Raw genomic sequence first — 21,678 nt, 5'->3', positions numbered from 1 at the left:
CCGGCGCCCCCCAGCTGGCTGTCGATAAACTCGGCGCTTCACCACCTCCAGGTGCACGCCATGCCCCAGGCCGAGGGCACTGTCAGTCCGTTGCTGTTGGTTGTCGACGACGAGCCCGAGTTGCGCTCGCTGCTGGCCGAGTACTTCGGCCGGCATGGCTTTCGTGTGCGCACGGCCGAAGACGCCGCGGTCGCACGTCAGGCGGTGGCCGAACAGGCGCCGGCACTGGCGATCCTCGACATCAACATGCCAGGCGAGAACGGCCTGTCGCTGGCGCGCTGGCTGCGCGAAGCCCACCCGAACGTCGGGCTGGTGATGCTGACCACCGCCAGCGAATCGGTCGACCGCATCGTCGGCCTCGAACTCGGCGCCGACGACTACCTGCCCAAGCCCTTCGAGGTGCGAGAGCTGCTGGCCCGCATCCGCTCGGTGCTGCGCCGCACTGAAGCCGCCATGCGCCCGGCACCTGCCGTTGCCGCCCCGGCCCCCGCGCTGAGCACCGCGCCCGGCCCGCGCCGCGTGCTGTTCGGCGCCTTTCAGCTGGACCTGGACGAGCGCCGCCTGCTGGCGCCCGACAACAGCGACATCGAGATCAGCGCCGCCGAGTTCGACCTGCTGGCGCTGTTCGCCCGCAACCCGAACCGGCCGCTGAACCGCGACCAGATCATGGAACAGGCGCACAACCGCGGCTGGGACGTGTTCGACCGTTCGATCGACTTGCGCGTGATGCGCCTGCGCCGCAAGATCGAACGCAACCCCGACAAGCCCGAGCTGATCAAGACGGTGCGCAACGTCGGCTATGTCTTCGTGCCGGCCAGCGCCCCTGGCGCATGACGTCGGCCGGGGCTGAGCCGGCGGGCCGGCCCGCCAGCGCCACGCTGAAGTCGGCGATTGCCGACTCTGCCCCCGCCGCACTGATCGTCAGCGACGAAACCGGCTGCATCCTCGAGTTCAACCCGGCCGCCGAGGCAATGTTCGGGCGCCCGCGCGCCGACGCGCTGGGCCAACGCATCGGCCCGCTGGTGATGCCCGAGCGCCACCACGCGTTGCATGTACAGGCCTTGGCGCGTCTGCGTGCCGGCGAATCGTCGATGCAGCTGGGCCGYATGCAATTGCACGGCATGCGCGCCGATGGCAGCGAGTTCCCGGTCGAGATGCTGCTGTGGCGCACCGACCTGCGAGGCCAGGCGTACTACACCGCCTCGCTGGTCGACATGACCGAGGTCTACAACGCGACGCAGGAGATCGAACGCCAGCGCGAGGCCTTGCGCCAGAGCGAGAAGCTGACCGCGATGGGCAGCCTGCTGGCCGGCGTTGCCCACGAGCTGAACAACCCGCTGGCGATCGTGATGGGCCGCGCCAGCCTGCTCGAAGAAAAGTGCGACCACGAGCCCGAGCTGCGCAGCGAAGCGCAGCGCATCCGCCAGGCGGCCGAGCGTTGCGGCCGCATCGTGCGCACCTTCTTGAACATGGCGCGCAGCAAGCCCTCGCAGCGCGGCCCGGTCAGCCTGAACGAGATGGTCCGTGCGGCAGCCGACATGCTGCAGTACGGCTACCGCACCCACAACATCGCACAAGAGCTGGACCTGGGCGAAAGCCTGCCGCCGGTGATGGCCGACAGCGACGAGATCGGCCAGGTCGTGATGAACCTGCTGATCAACGCGCAGCAGGCGCTGGCCGGCAAGGAAGGGCCACGCCGCGTGCGGGTGCAAAGTGGCGTCGAGCCGCGGCGCGACAACCGCGAGCCGCGCGTCTGGCTGCGGGTCGAGGACAACGGCGCCGGCGTGCCGGCTGCCGCGCGCCAGCAAGTGTTCGACGCCTTCTTCACGACCAAGCCCGAGGGCGTGGGCACCGGTTTGGGCCTCGCGATGTCACGCTCATTGGCACGCGCGCATGGCGGCGATCTGATGCTCGAAGCCGGCTCGTCGCTGGGTGGGGCGAGCTTCCGCCTAAGCCTGCCGATCAGCGGCGTCGCCGAGCCTGAAAGCCCCGCGCCGGTACTGCCACAGCCAGGCAGCTSGCTGCTCGCACGGGTGCTGGTGGTCGACGACGAGCCCGAGCTGTCCCAGCTGATGCGCGAGATGCTCGAAGGCGCCGGCTACGACGTCGCGACAGCCGAATCCGGCGCGGTCGCGCTGGAGATGCTGGATCTCGTGCGTTTCGACGCCATCGTCTGCGACCTGCGCATGCCCGACAAGGACGGCGCGACGCTGTGGCGCGACATCTCGACGCGCCACCCTGCCCTCAGTCACAGCGTGCTGTTCGTCACCGGCGACACGCTGTCACCCGATGCACGCGGCTTTCTCGACGGCACCGGCTGTGCTTCGCTCGACAAGCCGTTCTCGAAGACAGACCTGCTGGCCAAGGTGGCATCGCTGCTCGTCTAGGGCAAGAAGGCACGGGCCTGGTGCCGGCCAGCCTTCACTTGCTTGTGCCGACATTTGTTACCCGGTCACGACACCACTGCGCCACCGCAAGAACCACCGCGTTCCAGAATCGACGGTCGCCTTTCGCCGAAGGGCACGACTGACCTACTGGAGACCCGCCTTGCCAACGCTCGATGTGCTTCGTCCTGTCCAATGGTCCGTGTCACTGGCAATCGGCCTGCTGGCGCCGCTTGCGCCGGCGTTCGCCGTTGATGGCGGTGCGGTCGCAGCCGACCCTTGCGCGGGCAGCCATCTGCTGTGCGACGACTTCGGCGGCGGCGCGATCGACACCTCGAAGTGGATCATCGGCAACACCGACATCGCGCACCAATATCCGGTGCGGCCGGAAAACGTGCACCTGGGCACCTACGTCGACCATGGCACGACGCTGACCGTCGTCGACACCACGATCTACGGTGACCAGCATGCCGGGCCGCATCGCCAGGGCGGGCTCATCATCACGAAGGCGATGTACGGCGGCGGACGCTACGAAGCCCGCATGAAGCTGCTGCCGGGGCCGAACGGCTGCTCGTGCATGTGGAACTACTACGACAGCGACAACCTGACGGATCCACCGCCCAAGCGCAACTACACCGAGATCGACATCGAGATGCCGGCCCACATGGCGTCGCCTCCGGCCTGGTCCACGTGGCGGCGCACTCTTGGGCTCAACACCTGGAGCCACTCGGACAAGGACTCGGACGCGACCTACATCCAATGGAAGTCGAAGACAGTGGATCCGTTCGACGGCGAATTCCACGTCTTCCGCTGGGATTGGTACGACGGCAAGAACGGACCACGCCGCATAGCCTGGTATGTCGACGGCGTCCTGCAGACATCCACCGACCAGCACGTCAACGGGCACAAGGCGCAACTGTGGGTGGGCAACTGGCCGGCGCCCTGGCCCGGCATGAACTACGCCTTCGACACGCTCCACCTCTACATCGACTGGGTACGCATCTCGAAGCTCTGAGTGCGTAGGCTCAGACAACCTGGTAAAGGCCGAAGTCGGTCTTCGCGCCGAGTTGCTTGACGAAGAACGCGGTCGGATCGAACCCTTCGTCCTTGAAGCGCTGCTGCATCGTGGCCAGGGCCGAGGTCACTGCCTCGGCGCTGGCCCATTCGATGAGGCGCACGACGTTGAACTCGCCCGCCCCGCCGGTCTGCTGCAGCAGCAGGTCGCGCCGGCAACCGGGCAACGTGCGGACCATCTGCTGGATCTCTTTCATGYGGGCCATGAAGGCCGGCAACGATGCGCTGGGCACGATGAACTTGTCGACCCGGAACACCGTGGCAGCCAACTCGGCAGTCAGGTCGTCAGCGCGGGTGACGGGTGTGTCGATGGCAAGCGTCATGGTCTGGGTCTCCGGGGAGGTGAGGCATGCACCACTGCATGCGGTGACCACACTCTAAAACCTCAAGTAAAGTTGAGGTCAAGCCCTCTTTTTCGTAGCACGGCCGAACAACGCCTCGCGAAGGACACCATGGCCACAGCACTGGAACGAGCCGGCATTCCATCGACCTTGTCGGTGGGCGAGGTCGCCCGACGCAGCGCGGTCCCGGTGTCGACACTGCACTTCTACGAGGCCAAGGGTCTGATCAGCAGCCAGCGCAGCGCTGGCAACCAGCGCCGCTATGCACGCGACGTGCTGCGCCGCGTGGCTTTCATCCGCGTCGCGCAGCGGGTGGGCATCTCGCTGGCCGACATCGAACAGGCGCTGGCCGGTCTGCCGCAGCAAGTGGCCCCCAGCCGCAGCGATTGGGCCCGTCTGTCGGCCCGCTGGCGCCAGCGGCTCGACGCCCAAATCGACCAGCTCGAGCGACTGCGCGATACGCTGGACGACTGCATCGGTTGTGGCTGCTTGTCGATCGACCGCTGCAAGCTGCGCAACCCGCTGGACACGCTGTCCGCCGACGGCCCGGGGCCCAGGCGCTTGTGGGTCGAAAGTGATTGACGAAGACTCAGTTTGACCCTTCGCGCGCGACAGTGGCAAGGTCCGCGGTTTGCTCCCACCGAACCGCATTCAACTTTCCTGGGGAGTCCTCATGCAATTCCACCGCGGCCGATTGATCGATCATGTGCACCTGCGTGTGAAGGACCTCGCAGCTTCCAAGCGCTTCTACCGCACCGTGCTCGAAGCGCTGGGCAAGGCCGACACCATCCACGAAGGCCCCGAGTTCTTCTCTGCAGACGAGCTGTGGATCGATACGGCCGACAGCGCCGTGTCACATGTGCACCTCGCGTTCCAGGCCAGCGGGCCCGAGCAGGTCAAGCGCTTCTACGCCGCCGCGCTCGAGGCCGGTGGCCGCGACAACGGCGCACCCGGCGAGCGCCACTACCACCCCGGCTACTACGCCGCTTTCGTGCTGGACCCGGACGGCCACAACATCGAGGCCGTCTTCCACGGACCGGCCATGCGCTCGGCCTCTTCGGTCGTGATCACCGCGACTCTGTGAACTGGGGACGCGGGTAGCACGCGCTGCTGTCGCAGCGCGTGCTCATGCCGGTCATGCCAGCTCAATCGCAGCTGTAGCGGAACGCGTCGTTCAAGGCCAGCGGCAGCACCAATGTGCGCAGGTTCAGCGCCCGCGCCTTGGCGCACATCTGCGCGCGCGCGTTCGCATCGTCACGCCAGATCTTCTTGTACTCGGCCGTGAAGACCGGCTTGCCGTGGCTGGTGAACACTGAGTAGCCGCCGCACTCGTTGTACTGCTGGCACTGCTCGTTGACGGCGAAATCGAAGCTGGGCTCCAGCGCCTTCAGCTGATCGATGTCGTTCTTCAGCCCGACCTTCAGGCCGCGGGCACGTGCCTCGGTGGCGATGAAGCGGTTGTAGTTGAGCTGCGTCTTGGCCGTCAGCGCGCCGTTGAAACCGGGGTTGTTGTTGTAGGCCTCGACGTTGTCGGGCTCGACACCGTCACAGCCGCGCTGCTTGGCCAGGTCCAGCCGCGCCTTCATGATGTTGCGCACATTGGCCGAGCGGGTGTCGACCCACTTCTCGCCCGGCCAACCGTCCAGGTTCTTGCCCAGGTCGGCGGGCTTGAACTGGTCGTAGTCGTCGCGCCAGTTCTCGGCGCTGCCGGCCGAGAAGTAGCAGACGACGTAGCGGCCTTCGCTGTGCAGCTTGGTCATCACCGCGTCGGGAGCTTCGAACAGGTCGATGTCGTAGACGTTGACGTTGTAGCTGGTGTTGATGGTGCCTGTCAGCTGCCACTGCCAGGTGTCGGTGACCTTGGGCACCCAGGGCGCGAGCCGCGAGACCTCGGCCGAGCGATCGGCAAAGGCTGCCGTCGTGGTCGGATGGGCTTGCTGGCCACGCTCGGTGCGCGCGGCTCGCACGTCGGCGCGGGTGACTTCCTGCAAGTCTTCGCTGCCGCCGCCGCAGGCGGTCAGGGCCAGCGCGACGGCGCTCAGGCACAAGCCGGCCAGCGGCCAGCGTGAACGGGTGGAACGGGCCAACGATCGTGTCGTCATGGGGTCTCCTGGAATCGGGATGATGTTCAAGGCTTCGAAGTTCTGAGCCTCGAAAGCTGTGACCATGGTTGCGGCCGAGCCTGATGCGAAGCTGATGCCGCCAGGGGTTTACGCAGCAGAACGTGAACCCTGGTAACGCGAGGTGTCTTCGGGCGGCCCATCGACGGCCGCCGGCAAGGGCGCCAACCGCACCTCGAAGCGCTCACCGCTGTCGTGTGTGCGCAGCGACAGGCCGGTCGCCTGCGCATAGAGCTGGGCGATCAGCAGGCCCTGGCCCAGATGCTCGGTCGATGGCGGCGACGCGGCAGCGGGATCGCGCTCATTGGCGATGCGCAGTTCCCACGGCGTGCCGGGCTCGATTGCCAACTGCAGCCGGCTGCCGGCGCGGGCATGGACGATCGCATTGCCGATCAGGTTGTCCAGCAGGGCCCGCAGCAGCGTGGGCGGCGCCGTCATCGGCAGCGCCTCGGGGGCTCCGACGTCCCACTGCAGGCCGCGTTGGCGGGCCGCGCTGTCTTGCGCTCGCACGGCGAGCTGGGCCTGCGCCACCAGGTCCAGCAGTTGCGCCGGCTCTTCATGGCCGCGTTGCACGCGCGCCAGCCGAAACAGCGCCGACAGCAGCCCGCTCATCCGGTCGGCCACCGCGCGCATGTCGCCCAGCACCGGCTGCACCGGCGCACCGGCTTCGGCTTCCAATTCGGCCAGGTCAACCAGCGCGCGCAACTCAGCCAGCGGTGTGCGCAACTCGTGCGCCGCATGAGCGAGAAAGCCGCGTTCGCGCTCACGCTGCAACACCAGCCGCTGCACCAGCGCATCGAAGCGCCGTGTGCCCAGGCGCAGTGCCAGGATGCCGAAGATCGGCATCGCCAGCGCGCCCACCAGGCAGGCGCCACCCAACGGCAGCAGCGACGAGGTCAGCTCGCTCTCGGGCCGGCCGATCATCACCTCGACCTCATGCTCTTCGATCTTCTGGCCCAGCCGCTCCAGCGTCTCCGGGTCGAGCCCCCAGTTCGCGCGGATGCGTTGCGACAACAGCCGCAGCGGCCKCCCGTCGGGCAAGCGCGCGGCACCGGGTCGCGGCGTCGCGTTCAGTTGCAATGCAGGCATTGGTCGCGGCAGCTGCGCGCCCATCGTGTCGAGCGATTCGGAATGGTCGAGCAGCTCGCCGGTGGCCGCATCCCAGACCTGGAAGATGCGGTCGCCGCCGCTCAGGTACATGCCCAGCGCCTCGGGCTCAATGTTGACGTAGATGTCGCCGTCAACGTAGACGTGGGTGATGTTGCTGATGGTGCGCAGGTCGTCGGCCAGCGCCCGCTCGAAGGCCGCGGCTCGCTCCGCGTGGCCGATCGCATAGACCGCGCCAAAGACCAGCGCCGCGAGAGCAAACAGCAGCCCCGAGATGCGGCCGCGCCAGCGGCGCTCGAGTGCGCTGGCGATCATGGATGCGTCACCGCTCCAGCTTGTAGCCTTCGCCACGCTGGGTCACGATGCGTGAGGGCTGGCCGGGCTCGTCGATCCAGCGCCGCAACTGCGACACCGCGGCCTCGACCGAGTTGCTCTGCAGCTCGGTCGCGTCGGCGTACAGCTTGGCCTCGATGGTGGTGCGCTTGACCAGGCAGCCACGCTGGCTGGACAGCAGCTCCAGCAGCAGGCGCTCGCGCCGGCGCATCGGCAGCAACTGGCCCTTACGTCGCACCTCGTTGCGCGCATGATCGATGCGCAGGTCGCCGACCTCGATCGGCGCCGCGGCCGGTGCGGCGACATGGCGCGCGGCCAGCGCCCGCAAACGGGCCGCCAGCTCGCGCAAATCGAAGGGTTTAGGCAGGTAGTCGTCGGCACCAGCCTCGAAGCCCTGCAGCTTGTCTTCGACCTCGGCCAGCGCACTGAACATCAGCACCGGCGTGCGCACCTGCTGAGCCCGCAGCTGGCGCAACAGCTCGAGCCCGTCGAAGCCGGGCAGCATCACGTCGAGTGCGATCACGTCGGGCTGCAGCTCGGTCGCGGCCCACAGGCCGCTTGGCCCGTCATGCGCCTGCTCGACCACCAGGCCCAGGCGCGACAGGCCGCGCACCAGGCTGTCACGCAGGCCGGGGGAGTCTTCGACCAACAACACCTTCACGACCGCCCGCTCCTTCCGCCTGCCGCCAACAGCTCAGACCAGCACCACGTCGACGCCGCGCGCGCGCAGTGCGGCCACGCTGTCGGCACTGGCGCCGTTGTCGGTGATCAGCGTGTGGATCTGCTCGACCTTGGCAATCACCGACAGGCTGCGCCGCAGCAGCTTCGACGAATCGGCCACCGCCACCACCTGCCGCGCCGAGCGGATCATCTGCGCGTTCAGCTGCGCCTCCAGCAAATGTGGTGTCATCAAGCCGATCTCCGGATCGAGGCTGTCAACACCGAGAAACAATCGATCGGCCTGCAGCCCGCCCAATGCGGCTTCAGCCTGCGGACCGGACAGTGAATACGAGTTCGGCCGCAGCACGCCACCCAGCATCACCAGCCGCACATGCGGCGCCTGCGCCAGCGTGACTGCCACGTTCAATGCGTTGGTGATCACGTTGATCGCATGCAGCTTCAGCGTGCGGATCTGCTTGGCGATTTCGCCGGTGGTCGAACCCGAGTCGAGCAAGATGGTGTCGCCTTCCTGGATCATCGCCGCCGCCGCGGTGGCGATGCGTACCTTTTCGGCATGGCGCAGGCTCTGCTTGATCTCGATCGGTACTTCTTCACCATCGCGGTGGGCCAGCGCGCCGCCGTGCGTGCGCACGATCAGCCCGGTCTCGGCCAGCGCGTTCAGGTCGCCGCGGATAGTCACCAGCGAGGTGTTGAAGCGCGCCGCCAACTGGTCGGTCGTGACACGGCCGCGCTCTTCGATCAGCGCGCGGATCTCACGCCGCCGCTCTTCCAGCAGCAGGCCTTGTTCCTCGCCGTCAACGGCGGCGGCAGCGTCTACGGCGGTGCCTGTGCGGGCGGCCCGGCGGTCCGGCGTGGCCGCGGCACGGGGAGCGTTCTTGGTGGTCATCGGGTGCTTTCAGTCTTCGCCTCATCGTAGCGCCAAGCCTGGGGGAACACGCGCCGGGCGTTGTGGCGGTAGAGCTTGTCGACCACCACCGCCGGCAGCGCCAGGCCGCGGAACGGTGCATCGAGGTCGACGCTGGTCAACCGGTCGCCGGTGACGAGGAAGCGCCAGTCGGCGCGCCAGGCGGCTTCGGCCTCGGCGGCGAACTCGGCGTCGCTCTGGCCCGCGCTGACGCCGAGGTCGCTGCCGTAGAGCAGCCGGTCCTGGTAGCGCATCACGAAGGCGCGAACGCCGTCGCGGTTGGCGATCGACTGCTGCTGCAGGTGGCCCATGCGCGCGGCCAAGTCGACCGTCACATCGGGAAATCGATCGAGAAAAGCGGCCAGGCGGTCAACGCTCCATTCGAGCGAGGCCAGGTGCAGGCCAACATAGGAAAGGCGCGGATGCTGCTGCAGGAAGTGGTCGCGCGCGGCCAGTTGCGCTTCGTGGTTCGGCCACTCTGGGTGGTGCGCCATGTGGTACTGCGGGTGGCCGGAAAAGTAGGCGCGGTCGCCCTTGGTCGTCATCTGCGGAAGGTCCAACCAGGCGTTGCGCGGCTCGGCCTGGTGGCCCAGCAACACCCACCGGTCACGCTCGATGGCGTTGAACAGCGGCTGCAGGCGCGCATCGTCGATCAGCACCGCGGCGCCGGCATGGTCACGCAGGTCCAGGCCGAGGTTCTTCCAGACCTTCACGCCCTGCGCGCCGAGCGCCCGCGCCTGGCCCAGGCGCTGCAGCGTGGCCTCGGTCCAACCGGGGGACTCGAAACCCGCGAGCGGAAAGGTCGCGACCCAGGCCACTTGCGTCGGGTAGGTCCGGGCCAGCATGACCGCGTCCCGCTGCTGCTGGGCTATCGGCGGGAAGTCGGCGTAGTCGACATTGATCGTCAGCAGCTGAAAGCCGTCGCGCTGCGCCAGCGCCATGAAGCGCGGCAACGCGCCGTGCAAATGCACATGGGTATCGATCTTCAGCACGCGGGCGAAGTCGGCCACCGTGTAGTGCGCCGGCTCGGCCCCCACCGCCGATACCAGGCCCAGCGCGAATGCCAGGCCAACGCAGCACTTGCCCCATCCCGAGATCCAGGCTCGCATCGACATGCCCCCGCTCAGGCCGAGTCGGCCTGTTCCAACCTCGCCAACGCAGCCGCCGGCAAGGGTTCGCCGGCCAGTCGCGCCGCCTGCAGCGCCGCACCCATCGACGGCGAGAAGCGCGGCCGGACCAGGCGGGCCTGCGGCAGCCGATCGGCCAGCAACGCCCGCAACGGGGCCAGCACCAGCGCCTGGCTCTGGAAGACACCGCCCGAGTACGACACCGGTATCGGCGCGTCCATCGGCACACCGAGTCGGCGCGCGGTCGCTGCCACGATCTCGGCCAGCTGCGTCGCTGCCGCCACGAAGATGGCGCGCGCGGCCCGGTCGCCCTGCTCTGCCGCGGCCACCACCAGCGGCGCAAAGCCGGCCAACCCGCTGCGGCCGGCGGCTTGCGGGCCGTACAGATGGCCACACAGGTCCAGGTCATCGGCCAGTTTGAAGTGCTGGCGAAGCAGCGCCAGCAGCGGCCCGGGCTCGGCCCGGCCGTCGCTCATGCGTGAGAACAGCGCCAGCCCTTCGCGGGCGATCCAGTAGGCCGAGCCTTCGTCGCTGAACAGCTCGCCCCAACCACCAGCGCGTGCACTGCGGCCGTGCCATTCGCCATAGGCGATCGAGCCGGTGCCGGCGACGATGTTGATGCCATCGGCCGCGCCGAGCGAGCCGGCCCAGCCGCAGACCATGTCGTTGCCGCAGCGGTAGCGCCCGGCGGGCAGCACCGCGCCAGGCAACGCATCGAGCTGCGGCTGCAGCGCGCTGTCTTCGCCGTGGCAGGGCATGCCGACGAAGCTGAAGACCACGTCGTCGACGCCGCACCCCGCCGCCTGCAGCGTGGCCTGCACGCCGCGCTGCAGCACCGCCGCCACGCCGTCCAGCCCGACCTCGGGGTGGTACAGGCTGCCGTCGACATGGCGGGCCCGTACCGTGCCCTCGCTGTCGAGCAGCGTGAACGCGGTCTTGGTGCCGCCGCCGTCAATGCCGAGGAACATCGGGGTCGATCTCCACGTCGGGAAAGGGATGGATCGTGACGCCGCGCACGACGCGGCTGACGGTCCCGGAGACGCTGGGATTGTCCGGCGACAGGCCCAGGCGCAGTGACTGCAGCAGCGCAAAACGCTGGGCGAAGACGATGCACGGGAAAGCCAATGCCAGGTCGCCGGCCTCGGCCAGGCCTTCGAGCAGCACGTCGTCGGCCGGCGAGGCGCACGGCCCCTGCAGCGGTTGCGCGCTCAGCGTGAGCACACGCGCCGCACGGCCGTCTCGCCGCAGCTCGTGCAGCAGGTCCAGGTCGTACTGGCGCGTGTAAGGGTCGTTGGAGACGAACATCACGACCAGCGTGCGGTCGTTGACGATCGTCTTCGGCCCATGGCGAAAGCCGAGCGGTGAATCGTGGCTGGCCACCGTGCGGCCGTCGCTCAACTCCAGCAGCTTCAGCGCCGCCTCGCGCGCCAGGCCCTGCAGCTCGTTGCTGCCAAGATAGACCACGCGCTCGAAGCGCTGGCCGACCAGTTCATCGGCCAACCTCAAGCCCTGGGCCAGCACCGCCGACGCGGCGTGCGAGATCGCTGGCGACGGGCTGCCCGCCGGTGCCAGCAACCCGAACACCTGCGCCGCGGCCAACAACAGCGACGTGAACGACGAAGTCATCGCGAAGCCACGGTCGTGGGTTTCGGCCGGCAGCAGCAGCGTGCGCGCATTGCTGCGCTCGGCCGCCAGGCGCTGCAGCAGGCTGTCGGGGTTGCAGGTGAAGACCAGGTGCTGGCAATCGTCGACGAACTGGTCGGCCAGCTCCAGCGCTGCAACGCTCTCGGGGCTGCTGCCGGAGCGGGCGAAGGACACCAGCAGCGTCGGCACCTCGCGTTGGAAGTACAGGTGCGGGCCGGCGACCAGGTCGGTCGTCGCCACCGCGTCGACGCGCAGGCCCGTCTTGCGCATCAGCGCAGGTGCCAGGCATTGGCCGATGAAGGCGGAGGAGCCGGCACCGGTCAGCACGATGCGCAGGTTAGGTGTCGCCAGACAACGGGCAACGAACCCAGGCGACATGTCGCGCGGGCCGGTCTGCGCCGCGACCAGCGCCTGCACCCGCCCCCACACTGCAGGCTGTTGCGCAATCTCGTGCACTGTCCAGCGGGCGCCGGCGGGGATGAACTCGTCTAAGGTGTCAGATGGAGACATCAGGATCTCTCTCCCTTGGGGTTGTTGTTGTTCACTGAAGAACCGCGCTCGAACGCGGCACCGTGCCGCCTGGTACGCAGGCGGCGATGTACTGGCGCAGCACCTGGCCGACGCCCTCGTGCAGCAACGCGCTGACGGAGTTGGGCAGCAGCCCATCGCGCACGGCGGCGTATTGCAGCGGCATGTATTGGCTCAGCAAGGTCAGCGGCAGCGGGCCGTTGCCCAGGCGCTTGAGCATCCGGCCGCAGGCTTCACGCACTTCAGGCTGGGCCCAGTAGTAGCGGATCCGGTCGCTCAACGAGAACTGCAGATCGAGCCGGATGCGCTCGGGGTCGCTGTAGTACTTCTGCCAGTGCTGCGGCCGCGCATGCATCACACCGAGCACGACATCTTTCAGGTGCGAGCCGTCGCCGTCACCCAGCCATTCGCGCTCGATCTCGGCCAGCGCCCACAGCGCCTCGCGCAGCGCAAAGGTCGCGCCGGGGCCGATCTTGACGATCGCGAAGTGGTCACGCACCAGCGCATGCAAGGCGCTCGGCGTCTGGTAGTCGGTCGAATGGGCCTCGAACAGGATGTGCGACTCGTGCTCGATGAATGCGCTGAGGGCTTGGGCCTTGGGCGCCACATAGTCGATGACCTTGTGGTGGTCGAACTCGACGCCCGGCTGCACGACCAGGCCGATCACGCGCGGCCAGGCCGCTTCGAGCCCCAGCTTCGCAAAGGCCTCGCGGTGCGACGCGATCGTCTGCGCCGCGGCGTCCGAGCCGGTCACTGCCAGCTCCTGCAGGTCTTCGTGCGCGCCGCCGGGCACCGGCACCTCGGTGCCGATCACATAGACCGGCGCTTCGCCGCCGGCCCGCGCATGGGTCTTCTCGGCCACTGCGCACAAGCGTGCCGCGCGCTTGGCCACCACAACTTCGGGCAGCACCGTCGGGTCGTCGGCACAGGCCATCGAACAGTCGAGGTGGATCTTGCGGAAACCCGCTTCAACGTACTGCTCGATCAGCGCTTCGGATTTGGCCATCGCGCAGTCGGCCGGCTCGCCCTGCCAGCAGTTCGGGCCGAGGTGGTCGCCGCCCAACAGCAGCCGCTCGCGCGGGAAGCCGGCCTCGTCGGCCAGGTTCATCATGAAGGCGTGGAAGTCGCGCGGCGTCATGCCGGTGTAGCCGCCGAATTGGTTGACCTGGTTCGAGGTGGCTTCCACCAGCAGCGGCACGTCGGCCGTCGCCGCCTCTTGCATGCCGGCGCGCAGCACCACCGGGTGCGCCGAGCACAGCGCATAGATGCCTTCCGCATGGCCGGCTTTGTGCCGGCGCACGAGATCGAGCAGCGCCTTCATGCCTTCACCTCTGCGCCTTCGGGTTGCAGCGCGAGCAGCAGGGCCGCGAGCAAGGCCAGTGCGACGCCGGCCATCTTGAACGGCCCCGGCATCGCACCGGCCACCGCCATCGCGATCACCGCGGTCAACAAAGGCGCACCGGCATTGACCATCGGTGACACGACGATCGCTTTGCCGTGGCGAAAGGCGTGGACCAAGGTCAGCGCGCCGATCGAGTTCAGCACCTGGATCACCGCGGCGAGCCAAGGCCCGTTCCACCCCAGGTTGACCGGCTGCGAGAAGTCGGTCATCGCCAGCGCGACCGGGATCGAGACCACGGCCGAGATCGCCATGTAGACGAAGATGCTCTCGGCGCTCATCGTCGCATTCGCCAGCTTGATGAAGTAGGCCTGCACACCCCACGCCACCAGCACGCCGATCGCCAGCACGAACCAGGGCCCGAACTCGCTGTGCCCACCGGGCGTGTAGTCGAACAGCGGCAGGCTCAGCAACGCGAACGCGATGCCCAGCAGCCCCAGCCGCCCGGTGCGCTCGCGCAGCATCAGGAACGACATCGCGATCGTCAGCGCCGGCGACAACGAGATGATCGGGAAGATCAGGTAGGCCGGCCCGGTCTTGACGGCTCGGAACAGCAGCATCTGCCCACCGGCGCCGAGCAGCCCGATCGCCAGGCCCAACGCGAGGCTGCGCGGGTCACGCTGCAACACGCCGCCCGCACGCTTGAAGGCATAGATCGCCGGCGGGATCATCGTCAACKCCCAGACGGCGTAGATCAAGGTGTCGGGAAAGCCATGCTCGCTGGGCACGCCGGTGAAGGCGCCCCAGACGCCCCAGGTCACCATGGTCAGCAAGGCRTAGCCCAGCCAGTGCGGTTGAGATTTCATCGTGCGTGTCTCACTTGGGTGAGGGGGTGTCGGTCGGTGGGTGGCCGGTCACCGGCGTGAGGAGCAGCAGGCGCGCCTCGTGGCTGATGACTTCGGTCGTGAACGGGATGTCGAATTCGCCCAGCTCGGCGTGGCGCCAGAGGTCACGCACGCGGTAGTGCTTCCAGGGCTCGCCCAGGTCCTTGCCCGGGGAGACCGTCATCTCGGCGGTTGCGCTGCCGCGGTTCAGCAAGGCGACCGCAACGCTGCCGCCAGCCAGCGCCTTCGCATAGACCTGCAACGTGCCGTCGTCGCGCACCTTCTCGGCCGGCTGGCCCAGCGGGTCCTGGTTCAGCGCGATGACTTCCTGGTTCGACAAGGTCTCCAGCGTGTAGGCATCGAGCAAGCGCACATCGGCGCCGATCAGCAGCGGCGACGCGGTCAGCGCCCACAGGCTGAAGTGGGTCCGGTACTCGAYGTTCGACGCGCCGGCACCGACCAGCTCCTGGCTCTTGCCGTTGAGGCCAACGACGAGCATGTCGAAGTCGTTCCAGTGGCCGGGGCCGGCGTGCTGGCCGAGGGCGATGCCACGGTCCAGCATGTCCAGCACATCGAAGTAGTACTTCTCGCGGTGGCCGGGGTAGTCGAAGTCGTCGGAGATGTCTTGCCCGACGCGCCAGTGGTTGGCGCCGGCGTCGGCGGCCCATTGCCAGATGTCGGCCCAGCCGCAGTGGCAGGCGTGGTAGACGATCGGGCGTCCGCTGGCCTGCAGCGCCCGGGCCATCTTCTTGACGACCGCCTGCACTTCCGTCTTCGGCGCGTCCTTGTGCGAGCAGCAGCTGTCGTACTTCAGGTGGTCGACGCCCCAGGCGGCGAACTGCTTCGCGTCTTCGGCCTCGTGGCCTTCACTGCCGGTGTAGCCGGCGCAGGTCGTCTGGCCCGGGCCGCTGTAGATGCCGAGCTTGAAACCCTGGCCGTGCGCGTAGTCGGCCAGCCAGCGCAGGCCGTGCGGGAACTTGACCGGGTCGACCTCCAGCGGATGGTCTTTGCGCGCACCCTTGTGGCGCTGCCAGCCGTCGTCGAGGTTGATGTAGACGTAGCCGGCATCGCGCAGGCCGTTGGCTGCCATCGCGTCCATCGTCTGCACCAGCAGTTGTTCGTTGATCTGGTCGCCGAACTGGTTCCAGCTGCTCCAGCCCATCGGCGGGGTCAGCGCCAGGCCGTTGCGCAGTGGCGGCTCTGATGGCACCGACGCAGCGCGGGCCGAGTCCAGCAGCGCCAACGCGGTCAGTGCAGTGATGACGTAATGTCGAAACATCATGCGTTGCCAGCTCAAAACTTCACCGTCATTCCGGCCGTGTAGGTGCGGCCCCAGGTCTCGAAGCCGGCCAGCGCATCGGCCCGGCCGAGGTTGGCGCGGTAGTAGGCGTCGGTGAGGTTCTTGCCTTCGAAGAACAACGTGATGTCGTTGGTCAGGTTGTAGGCGATGGAACCGGTGACCCAGGTCAGCGGCTGGCCGTAGCGGCTGTAGCCACCCACGGCGTCCAGCGCCTCGGTGTAGCGGCCGCTGTGGTCCATCGCGATCTGCGCGTTGATCTTGTCGTCTTCGTACAGCAGCGCCAGCGACACGGCCGAGCGCGACACGCCTTCGAGCTCCCCGACATGCTTGCCGTTGACATAGGCCCGGGTGTCGGTGCCGGTGTATTTGAGGTTGACGCCGAAGCCGTTGTCGAACAGGTGCTGCAGGCCGAACTCGTAGCCGAGGATGCGCGCCTTGTCGCCGTTGATCGGGTGCTGGATGTCGAACAGGTAACCCGGCACGCCAATGTCGACGTTGTTGTCGATCGTGTAGGTCACGAAGTGGCGAATGTCTTTCCAGAACACCGCGCCCGAGACCATCGAGCGGCGGTTGTAGTACCACTCGAGCGACAGGTCGCCCTGCGTTGCGTCAACAGGCTTCAGGTTCGCGTCGCCGCGCACGTCGATGCGCCAGGTGCGGTCCAGCGTGTGGTCTTCGGCGGTCGGTGCCAGTTGATCCAGCGCCGGGCGCGACATGACCTTGGCCGCCGCGAAACGCAGTTGCAGCGCCGGTGTGAACCGGTAGGCGAAGTTCAACGACGGCAGCAGCTTGGTGTACTCGCCGGTGGCCGACACCGGCTCGGCCGGGCTGTAGGTCACGTCGGGGCTGGAGGTCGGGTCGTTCGGCGTCGGGTCGTCGATCGCGATGATGCGGTTGACGGCGGTGCGCGAGGTGGTCTTGGTGCGGACCATGCGCAGGCCGACGTTGGCGGACCAGTCGTCGCCCGCCAGGTCGGCCTGGAAATAGGCCGACTGCGTGTCTTCACTGACGCGGTATGAGCGTGTCGGGTTGAAGCGCGCCTGCATCAGGCTCGAGTCGTAGTAGGTGCCAGTAGGCTGGCCGTTCTCGTCGAGGATCTCGACCCCGTCCAGCGCCTTCAGCGAGTCGAAGTAGGCCTTCGTGTCGAAGCGCACAAAGGTGCTCGGGAAGCTGCCACCGGCGTTGCGCATGAAGTTCTTCAGCGTCAAGGGGTGCACCACGTCGGCGCCGAGCTGGTCGAAGGTGTACTGGTAGCCGCAGTACTGGCAAGCGTTCTCCAGGTTGTCGACGGTGCTGCGTGACTTCGCTCGGCGCGTATCCGAAACACCGAAGTGAAGCCGCTCGACAGGGCCCCAATCGACCGCCAGCTTGCCGCCCAGCGACAGGCCCTTGACGGTGTCGTGGATGTCGTCGCCGCCCAACTCGGCCCAGTGCAGGCCGTAGTCGGCATTGCCCAGCGTTGGGCTGGCCTGCGCCAGGTCGCGGCCGTCTTCCAGCGTCACGCGGATGTCGGGCAGCGCGTTGCGGTTGGCGCTGAAGTAGCCGGTGTGGTTGCCGGGGATGCCAGCGACGACCCAGGTGTCTTTGCCGCCGGAGTCGCGCACCGAGCGCGAGACGTAGGCATCGCCTTCGAGCGTCAGGTCGGGGCTGGCCTTCCACTCGCCATTGAGGCCGAACTGCGTCGTGTCGACCACGCGGTGCTCGGTGCGGGTGACGACCTCGGGCGTCAGGCCGTGGATGGTCATGCCGGTGACGAGGTGGTCCTTGATCGTCACGTCGGACCAGCGGTCTTCGGCGTGCTCGACGTAGTAGGCCTGGTGGTAGCCGATCGCCGGCGCGTCGAGCCGCGTGCCGAGCGCGTCGAATGTCAGCTTGGTGCTGTCGCTCGGCTTCCATTCGAGCGCGGCCGAGAGCGCGGCGCGCTGCTTCTTCTGCTCGACCGCGCCAAAGGCCACGCAGCACACGCCGAGCAGGTTCTGCTCGTCGGCCGTGATGTGGTGGTCGCCGTTGGCGTCGAACTCGCCGGGCGAGTCGGGGTTGTAGGTGAAGTCCAGCACTGAGTCTGACCGGGTGCGCTGCTTCGCATAGACCGCGCCGACGACCAGCCCGACGCGGTTGTCGGCGAAGGTGTCGCTGTAGACGCCCGAGATCTTGCCGCCGCCGTTTTCCGACAGGTCGTTGAAGTTGCCTTCGAGGCGGACCGACGCGTGCCGGCCCGGGTTCATCAGCGCGCGGGCCGAGCGCAGGTTGACCGAGCCGCCGATGCTGCCCTCGATCTGCGAGGCCTCGGCCGACTTCATCACGTCGGCGCCGTAGATGGTTTCGGACGGCAGCACGTCGAACGCGAAGTCGCGGCCGTCGCCATCGGTGGCGAGGATGCGGTTGTTCAGCGTGACGATGCTGTAGCCCGGGCCGAGACCGCGCACGTTCACGTACTGGCCTTCGCCGCCGTGGGTGCGCGAGATCGTCACGCCGGTCACGTGCGAAAGCGAATCGGCCACGTTGTCGTCGGGAAAGCGGCCCAGGTCTTCGGCAGCGATCGAGTCTTGCACCACCGCCGAGTTGCGCTTCAGCTCACGCGCCTTCAGGAGGCTGGCCCGGGTGCCGGTGACGGTGATCTTTTGCGGCTCGTCGGTGGCGGCCGGTTCAGTGGCGGCTGTTGGCGGCACATCCGGCGTGGCCGCGGCCTGGGCGACGCTCACTTCTTTGGCGGCGGCGCTCGGCGCCTGAGCCTGGGCACCGTGCGGCCAGAGCAGCGAGATGGCGGCAGCCAGCACCGTGAGTGCACCCAGATCAGATTGCCGTCTAGCCATTGCTGCTTTCCTTTACCGAATGGAAGCCATGCTATTGCGAAGGTATCGAAAAGCACAATGCTTTTGTTTGCTTTCGTTTTAAATAAAATCGAAAACCTCTCCGGCCTCGAGGCGTCCCGCTGACCACGCCCACCCGCAGGCTCACCCGCCAGGCTTGCTGGATCCTGGCAAGCGGGCACCGGCCGGCATGCAGGCGCCACGCCGCCACGCAAGCCGTGACCGCCTGCACGGATCGGCCGGCGCGCCAGGGCCCACGAACCATCGGCCACGCTGCGCCGCGGCATTGCTGCACTGCGCGTTGACGTCGGGCGGCTTCAGGCAGACGATGCAAGCTTGGCTGCGCCGCAAGGAGAAACGCCCATGGCTTCGGTGTCCTCGCCCATGCCCGAACCTGCCGATTTGCGGGCAGATTGGTTCGGTGCCGTGTCGCAGATGTGGTGGGCTGCGCAAGGCGCGCAATGGCAGGCCATGACGGCCTGGCAACAGGCCGCCGCAGCGGTGCAACAAGAGTTGTGGGACGAATGGACTGCCCGCTGGGGCGGCGGCGCCCCGCTGGGCGACTGAATCAGGTCGCCCGCCATGAGAGACCCACTGACCGGACGCTCGCCGTCACACCCCTTGGTCGCCACCATGTCCGCCCGCTTCACCAACCCCGTCGACGCCGCCCGCGAACGGCTGGCGCAGCGCGCACGCCAGTTGGAGCAGTTGGTCGCCGGTTCTCGCCCTCGACGCGAGATTGAGCACGAGGTGACCGACCAGAAAGACGGCGCCGCCGACGAGGCCCAGGCCGAAGTGGACAGCGCCGAGTTGCAGCGCCACCTGGCCGAGTTGAGGCTGATCGATCGGGCGCGCGAGCGCCTGGCGGCTGGGACCTACAGTGAATGCATCGACTGCGGCGAATCGATCTCGCCGGCGCGACTGCTGGCGCAGCCGACGGCGATGCGGTGCATGGCCTGCCAGCGCAACGCCGAGCACCGCGGGCAGCACTAAGGCACCCGCAACCAGCATGGACGCAGCGCGGCCTGAGCGGGCCGCCTGGCGTCAGTTTGATTCTTTGATCAAGCGGCCTGCCGCCTGCTGCACCGGGCGGGCATTCATCGGGTACAGGCGGGCAAAGATGTCGATCTGCTCGGGCGACACCGGCACCGGCGTCTTCATCACCATCCACAGCACGCCTTCGCTGCAAGGCGGCGTGGTCAGCGAGCCCATGTAGGTGTAGTAGCGGCGGTCTTCGGGCAGCAGCTTGTTCAAGTCGATCGAGCCGGGCGCAGCCTGGGCCTCGTTCTTTTCCAGCGGCAGCGCGTTCCACACCGCCTGGATCAGCGGCTGCGCGACGCCACGGTCCAGCAGCACAGCCACGACGGCCAGCTTGCCTTCGGCGTCCTTGTGTACCAGGTGCGCGACCATGTCGTACTGCTTGCCGTTGATGCGCTCTTCCGACGGGCGGTGGAAGTGGAACTGCAGCAGCTCGAAGCGGCGGCCAAGCACGGTGATGGTGTTGCCCGACGGCAGGTTGACCTGCACCGTGTGGCCGTTGTCGATGACCGAGAAGCCGGTCGTGCGGTAGTCGAACTGGATCGGCTCCAGCTGCACCGCGATGCCGCCACGGATGTCGATCGGGCTCTGGCGCTGGCCGGTCGAGCACTGGCTGAACTCGGGCTTCATCTTGCCCCAGGCTTCGGGGCCGCCCTCGCCGCTGTAGTCCCAGTGGTCGCCGTGCGGCGCGGGCCGCTGTTCGGGCGTCGACTCTGCATGCTTGGCAGCAGCAGCAGCCGGCCGCGCGCTGGCGCGGGCCGTGCTGGACAGCGTCAGGCTGCCAGCGGACGAGGCATAGGCAGCCGCGGGCAGGCCGGAGGCCGGCACCGGCGCCGTGGCACGGTTGTCGACCCGCACCACACCGGCGTTGCGTGAATCGGCAGGTTTCTGGGCGCCCAGGCGCTCAGCCAGCTTCTGGCGCAGGGCGTCCATCGGATCGCTCGCTGCTGCCGCATCCTTGGACGCGGTGGCCGGTTTGGCGGCGCGGGCGTCGTCATGGCCACCGCTGGCCATGGCGGGCAGCGCGCAGGCCAGCGACAGCGCCGCGATGGCAAAGGGGGACAGCGAACGGGACGGCAGTTTCCAAGGCATGGCGGCTCCAGGCCCGAGCGTCGAGCCGGGGCGTCGCCTGGATATCGGCCCGGGTCGCCGGTTCTTGAGCTGCCGCCGGACGGGAGCTGGCTAAGGCGCCAGGTGCAGCCGCGGCTTGACCCAGGCCCAGGCGACCACGCCGATGCCCATCATCAGCAGCGAGGCCACCGCCAGGCTGGGGGCGGAATGCATCACCAGCGGGGCGATCGCACCAGCCACCAGCGCGTTGGCGACGCTGCCGATGCAGGCCTGCAGCGACGAGGCCATGCCGCGGCGATCGGGCGCCTGGTCAAGCACCATCAGCGTGACCACCGGCACCATCAGCGACCAGCCGAAAGCGAACAACGCGATGAGCGGGATCGCCCACAGCGGGTGCGGCGGCAGCAGCAGGTTCATCGCCACGTTCAGCACCGACACGAAGGCCATGATGCGAAAGCCGCGCCGGATCTGCCTCTGCGGCGTGATCTTGCCCGCCAGCCGGCCTGACCACCAGGCACCGAGCATGATGCCGCTGATGGTCGACATGAAGAACCAGAAGAACTGTGTCGGCCCCAGGCCCAGCAGATCGCCCAGGAACACCGGCGCCGACAGCACGTACAGGAACATGCCGTTGAACGGCACACCGGACGCGAAAGCCAGTGCGATGAACTTCGGGTTGGACACCATCTGCCAGTAGCCGCGCAACAGGTTGCGCACGCTGAAGGCCTGCACCTGGCTGACGTGCAGCGTCTCGGGCAGCATGCGCCACATCGTCAGCCACAGCGCGGCGCCGATGCCGACGAGGAACCAGAAGATCGTGTGCCAACCGGCATGCACGAACAGGAAGCCACCGACGATGGGCGCGACCGCCGGCGCGACGCCGAAGTAGATCGTGACCTGCGACATCACGCGCTGCGCCTCGGACGGCGGGAACAGGTCGCGGATGATGGCCCGCGACACCACCATGCCAGCCCCCGCCGACATGCCCTGCAC

Annotated in this window: 21 protein-coding genes; 7 read left to right on the top strand and 14 right to left on the bottom strand. The window is 67.9% G+C overall.

The window, feature by feature from the left end; all coding sequences use genetic code 11:
* The first annotated feature begins 60 nt into the window (after positions 1-60).
* The 3 genes from AC1DYI_RS04090 to AC1DYI_RS04080 all read left to right on the top strand — a co-directional run bounded on the left by AC1DYI_RS04090 (position 61) and on the right by AC1DYI_RS04080 (position 3,399).
* Positions 61-834 (top strand): response regulator, encoded by a 774-nt coding sequence (locus tag AC1DYI_RS04090; protein ID WP_477202796.1) that lies wholly within the window; start codon positions 61-63, stop codon positions 832-834.
* A complete protein-coding gene (locus AC1DYI_RS04085; protein WP_477202795.1) occupies positions 831-2,387 on the top strand; it encodes a hybrid sensor histidine kinase/response regulator in 1,557 nt (518 codons plus the stop codon). Before AC1DYI_RS04090 ends, AC1DYI_RS04085 begins: the two co-directional genes overlap by 4 nt.
* 160 nt (positions 2,388-2,547) lie before the next feature.
* Entirely contained in the window at positions 2,548-3,399 is an 852-nt protein-coding gene (locus AC1DYI_RS04080; RefSeq protein ID WP_477202794.1) for a glycoside hydrolase family 16 protein, read from the top strand.
* A gap of 10 nt (positions 3,400-3,409) precedes the next feature.
* Here AC1DYI_RS04080 and AC1DYI_RS04075 read toward each other — a convergent pair whose 3' ends face one another.
* Positions 3,410-3,781, bottom strand: a complete 372-nt coding sequence (locus AC1DYI_RS04075; RefSeq protein WP_477202793.1) for an antibiotic biosynthesis monooxygenase family protein — start codon at positions 3,779-3,781, stop codon at positions 3,410-3,412.
* Between the two features lie 129 nt (positions 3,782-3,910).
* Here AC1DYI_RS04075 and soxR point away from each other — a divergent pair, with 129 nt between their 5' ends.
* Together soxR and AC1DYI_RS04065 are read left to right on the top strand one after the other, a co-directional pair.
* Positions 3,911-4,381 carry a redox-sensitive transcriptional activator SoxR gene (gene soxR, locus AC1DYI_RS04070; protein WP_477202792.1) on the top strand — a complete coding sequence of 157 codons (471 nt, stop codon included), beginning with the start codon at positions 3,911-3,913 and terminating at the stop codon, positions 4,379-4,381.
* Between the two features lie 91 nt (positions 4,382-4,472).
* Entirely contained in the window at positions 4,473-4,883 is a 411-nt protein-coding gene (locus tag AC1DYI_RS04065) for a VOC family protein (RefSeq protein ID WP_477202791.1), read from the top strand.
* Between the two features lie 61 nt (positions 4,884-4,944).
* Here AC1DYI_RS04065 and AC1DYI_RS04060 read toward each other — a convergent pair whose 3' ends face one another.
* The 11 genes from AC1DYI_RS04060 to AC1DYI_RS04010 all read right to left on the bottom strand — a co-directional run bounded on the left by AC1DYI_RS04060 (position 4,945) and on the right by AC1DYI_RS04010 (position 18,579).
* Positions 4,945-5,901 (bottom strand): endo alpha-1,4 polygalactosaminidase, encoded by a 957-nt coding sequence (locus AC1DYI_RS04060; RefSeq protein WP_477202790.1) that lies wholly within the window; start codon positions 5,899-5,901, stop codon positions 4,945-4,947.
* 108 nt (positions 5,902-6,009) lie between these two features.
* A complete protein-coding gene (locus tag AC1DYI_RS04055) occupies positions 6,010-7,341 on the bottom strand; it encodes a sensor histidine kinase (protein ID WP_477202789.1) in 1,332 nt (443 codons plus the stop codon).
* A gap of 7 nt (positions 7,342-7,348) precedes the next feature.
* Positions 7,349-8,020 (bottom strand): response regulator transcription factor, encoded by a 672-nt coding sequence (locus AC1DYI_RS04050; RefSeq protein WP_477202788.1) that lies wholly within the window; start codon positions 8,018-8,020, stop codon positions 7,349-7,351.
* Positions 8,021-8,053: 33 nt separating this feature from the next.
* Complete coding sequence (locus AC1DYI_RS04045; protein WP_477202787.1) at positions 8,054-8,926, bottom strand: DeoR/GlpR family DNA-binding transcription regulator; 873 nt, start codon at positions 8,924-8,926, stop codon at positions 8,054-8,056.
* Positions 8,923-10,059: an amidohydrolase family protein gene (locus tag AC1DYI_RS04040; protein WP_477202786.1), complete on the bottom strand. Its 1,137-nt coding sequence runs from the start codon at positions 10,057-10,059 to the stop codon at positions 8,923-8,925. Before AC1DYI_RS04040 ends, AC1DYI_RS04045 begins: the two co-directional genes overlap by 4 nt.
* Positions 10,060-10,067: 8 nt before the next feature.
* Complete coding sequence (locus AC1DYI_RS04035) at positions 10,068-11,039, bottom strand: N-acetylglucosamine kinase (RefSeq protein ID WP_477202785.1); 972 nt, start codon at positions 11,037-11,039, stop codon at positions 10,068-10,070.
* Entirely contained in the window at positions 11,023-12,225 is a 1,203-nt protein-coding gene (locus tag AC1DYI_RS04030) for an SIS domain-containing protein (RefSeq protein ID WP_477202784.1), read from the bottom strand. Before AC1DYI_RS04030 ends, AC1DYI_RS04035 begins: the two co-directional genes overlap by 17 nt.
* Before the next feature lie 31 nt (positions 12,226-12,256).
* A complete protein-coding gene (locus AC1DYI_RS04025) occupies positions 12,257-13,564 on the bottom strand; it encodes a D-tagatose-bisphosphate aldolase, class II, non-catalytic subunit (protein ID WP_477202783.1) in 1,308 nt (435 codons plus the stop codon).
* On the bottom strand, positions 13,561-14,448 hold the full coding sequence (locus AC1DYI_RS04020) for an EamA family transporter (RefSeq protein ID WP_477202782.1): 888 nt from the start codon (positions 14,446-14,448) through the stop codon (positions 13,561-13,563). The genes AC1DYI_RS04025 and AC1DYI_RS04020 overlap by 4 nt, the downstream gene beginning before the upstream one ends.
* A 10-nt stretch (positions 14,449-14,458) precedes the next feature.
* The gene (locus tag AC1DYI_RS04015) at positions 14,459-15,748 is read right to left on the bottom strand and encodes a glycoside hydrolase family 27 protein (RefSeq protein WP_477202781.1); all 1,290 of its coding nucleotides are present in this window, start codon (positions 15,746-15,748) and stop codon (positions 14,459-14,461) included.
* Positions 15,749-15,759: 11 nt separating this feature from the next.
* Positions 15,760-18,579: a TonB-dependent receptor gene (locus AC1DYI_RS04010; RefSeq protein ID WP_477202780.1), complete on the bottom strand. Its 2,820-nt coding sequence runs from the start codon at positions 18,577-18,579 to the stop codon at positions 15,760-15,762.
* Between the two features lie 360 nt (positions 18,580-18,939).
* Here AC1DYI_RS04010 and AC1DYI_RS04005 point away from each other — a divergent pair, with 360 nt between their 5' ends.
* Positions 18,940-19,143 carry a hypothetical protein gene (locus AC1DYI_RS04005; protein ID WP_477202779.1) on the top strand — a complete coding sequence of 68 codons (204 nt, stop codon included), beginning with the start codon at positions 18,940-18,942 and terminating at the stop codon, positions 19,141-19,143.
* A 66-nt stretch (positions 19,144-19,209) separates the two neighbouring features.
* Positions 19,210-19,569, top strand: coding sequence for a TraR/DksA family transcriptional regulator (locus tag AC1DYI_RS04000; RefSeq protein ID WP_477202778.1), 360 nt, complete (start codon positions 19,210-19,212; stop codon positions 19,567-19,569).
* 51 nt (positions 19,570-19,620) lie between these two features.
* Here the strand turns inward: AC1DYI_RS04000 and AC1DYI_RS03995 are convergent, their stop codons facing one another.
* Together AC1DYI_RS03995 and AC1DYI_RS03990 are read right to left on the bottom strand one after the other, a co-directional pair.
* Positions 19,621-20,706 carry a carbonic anhydrase gene (locus AC1DYI_RS03995; protein WP_477202777.1) on the bottom strand — a complete coding sequence of 362 codons (1,086 nt, stop codon included), beginning with the start codon at positions 20,704-20,706 and terminating at the stop codon, positions 19,621-19,623.
* A gap of 90 nt (positions 20,707-20,796) precedes the next feature.
* Positions 20,797-21,678, bottom strand: an 882-nt coding sequence (locus AC1DYI_RS03990) for an MFS transporter (RefSeq protein WP_477202776.1), incomplete at its 5' end; no start/stop codon positions are given.

The organism is Ideonella sp. P3_A4, from assembly GCF_056403075.1.
The sequence above is the reverse complement of the archived record's forward strand: the minus strand, read 5'-3'. Positions and strand labels throughout refer to the sequence as shown.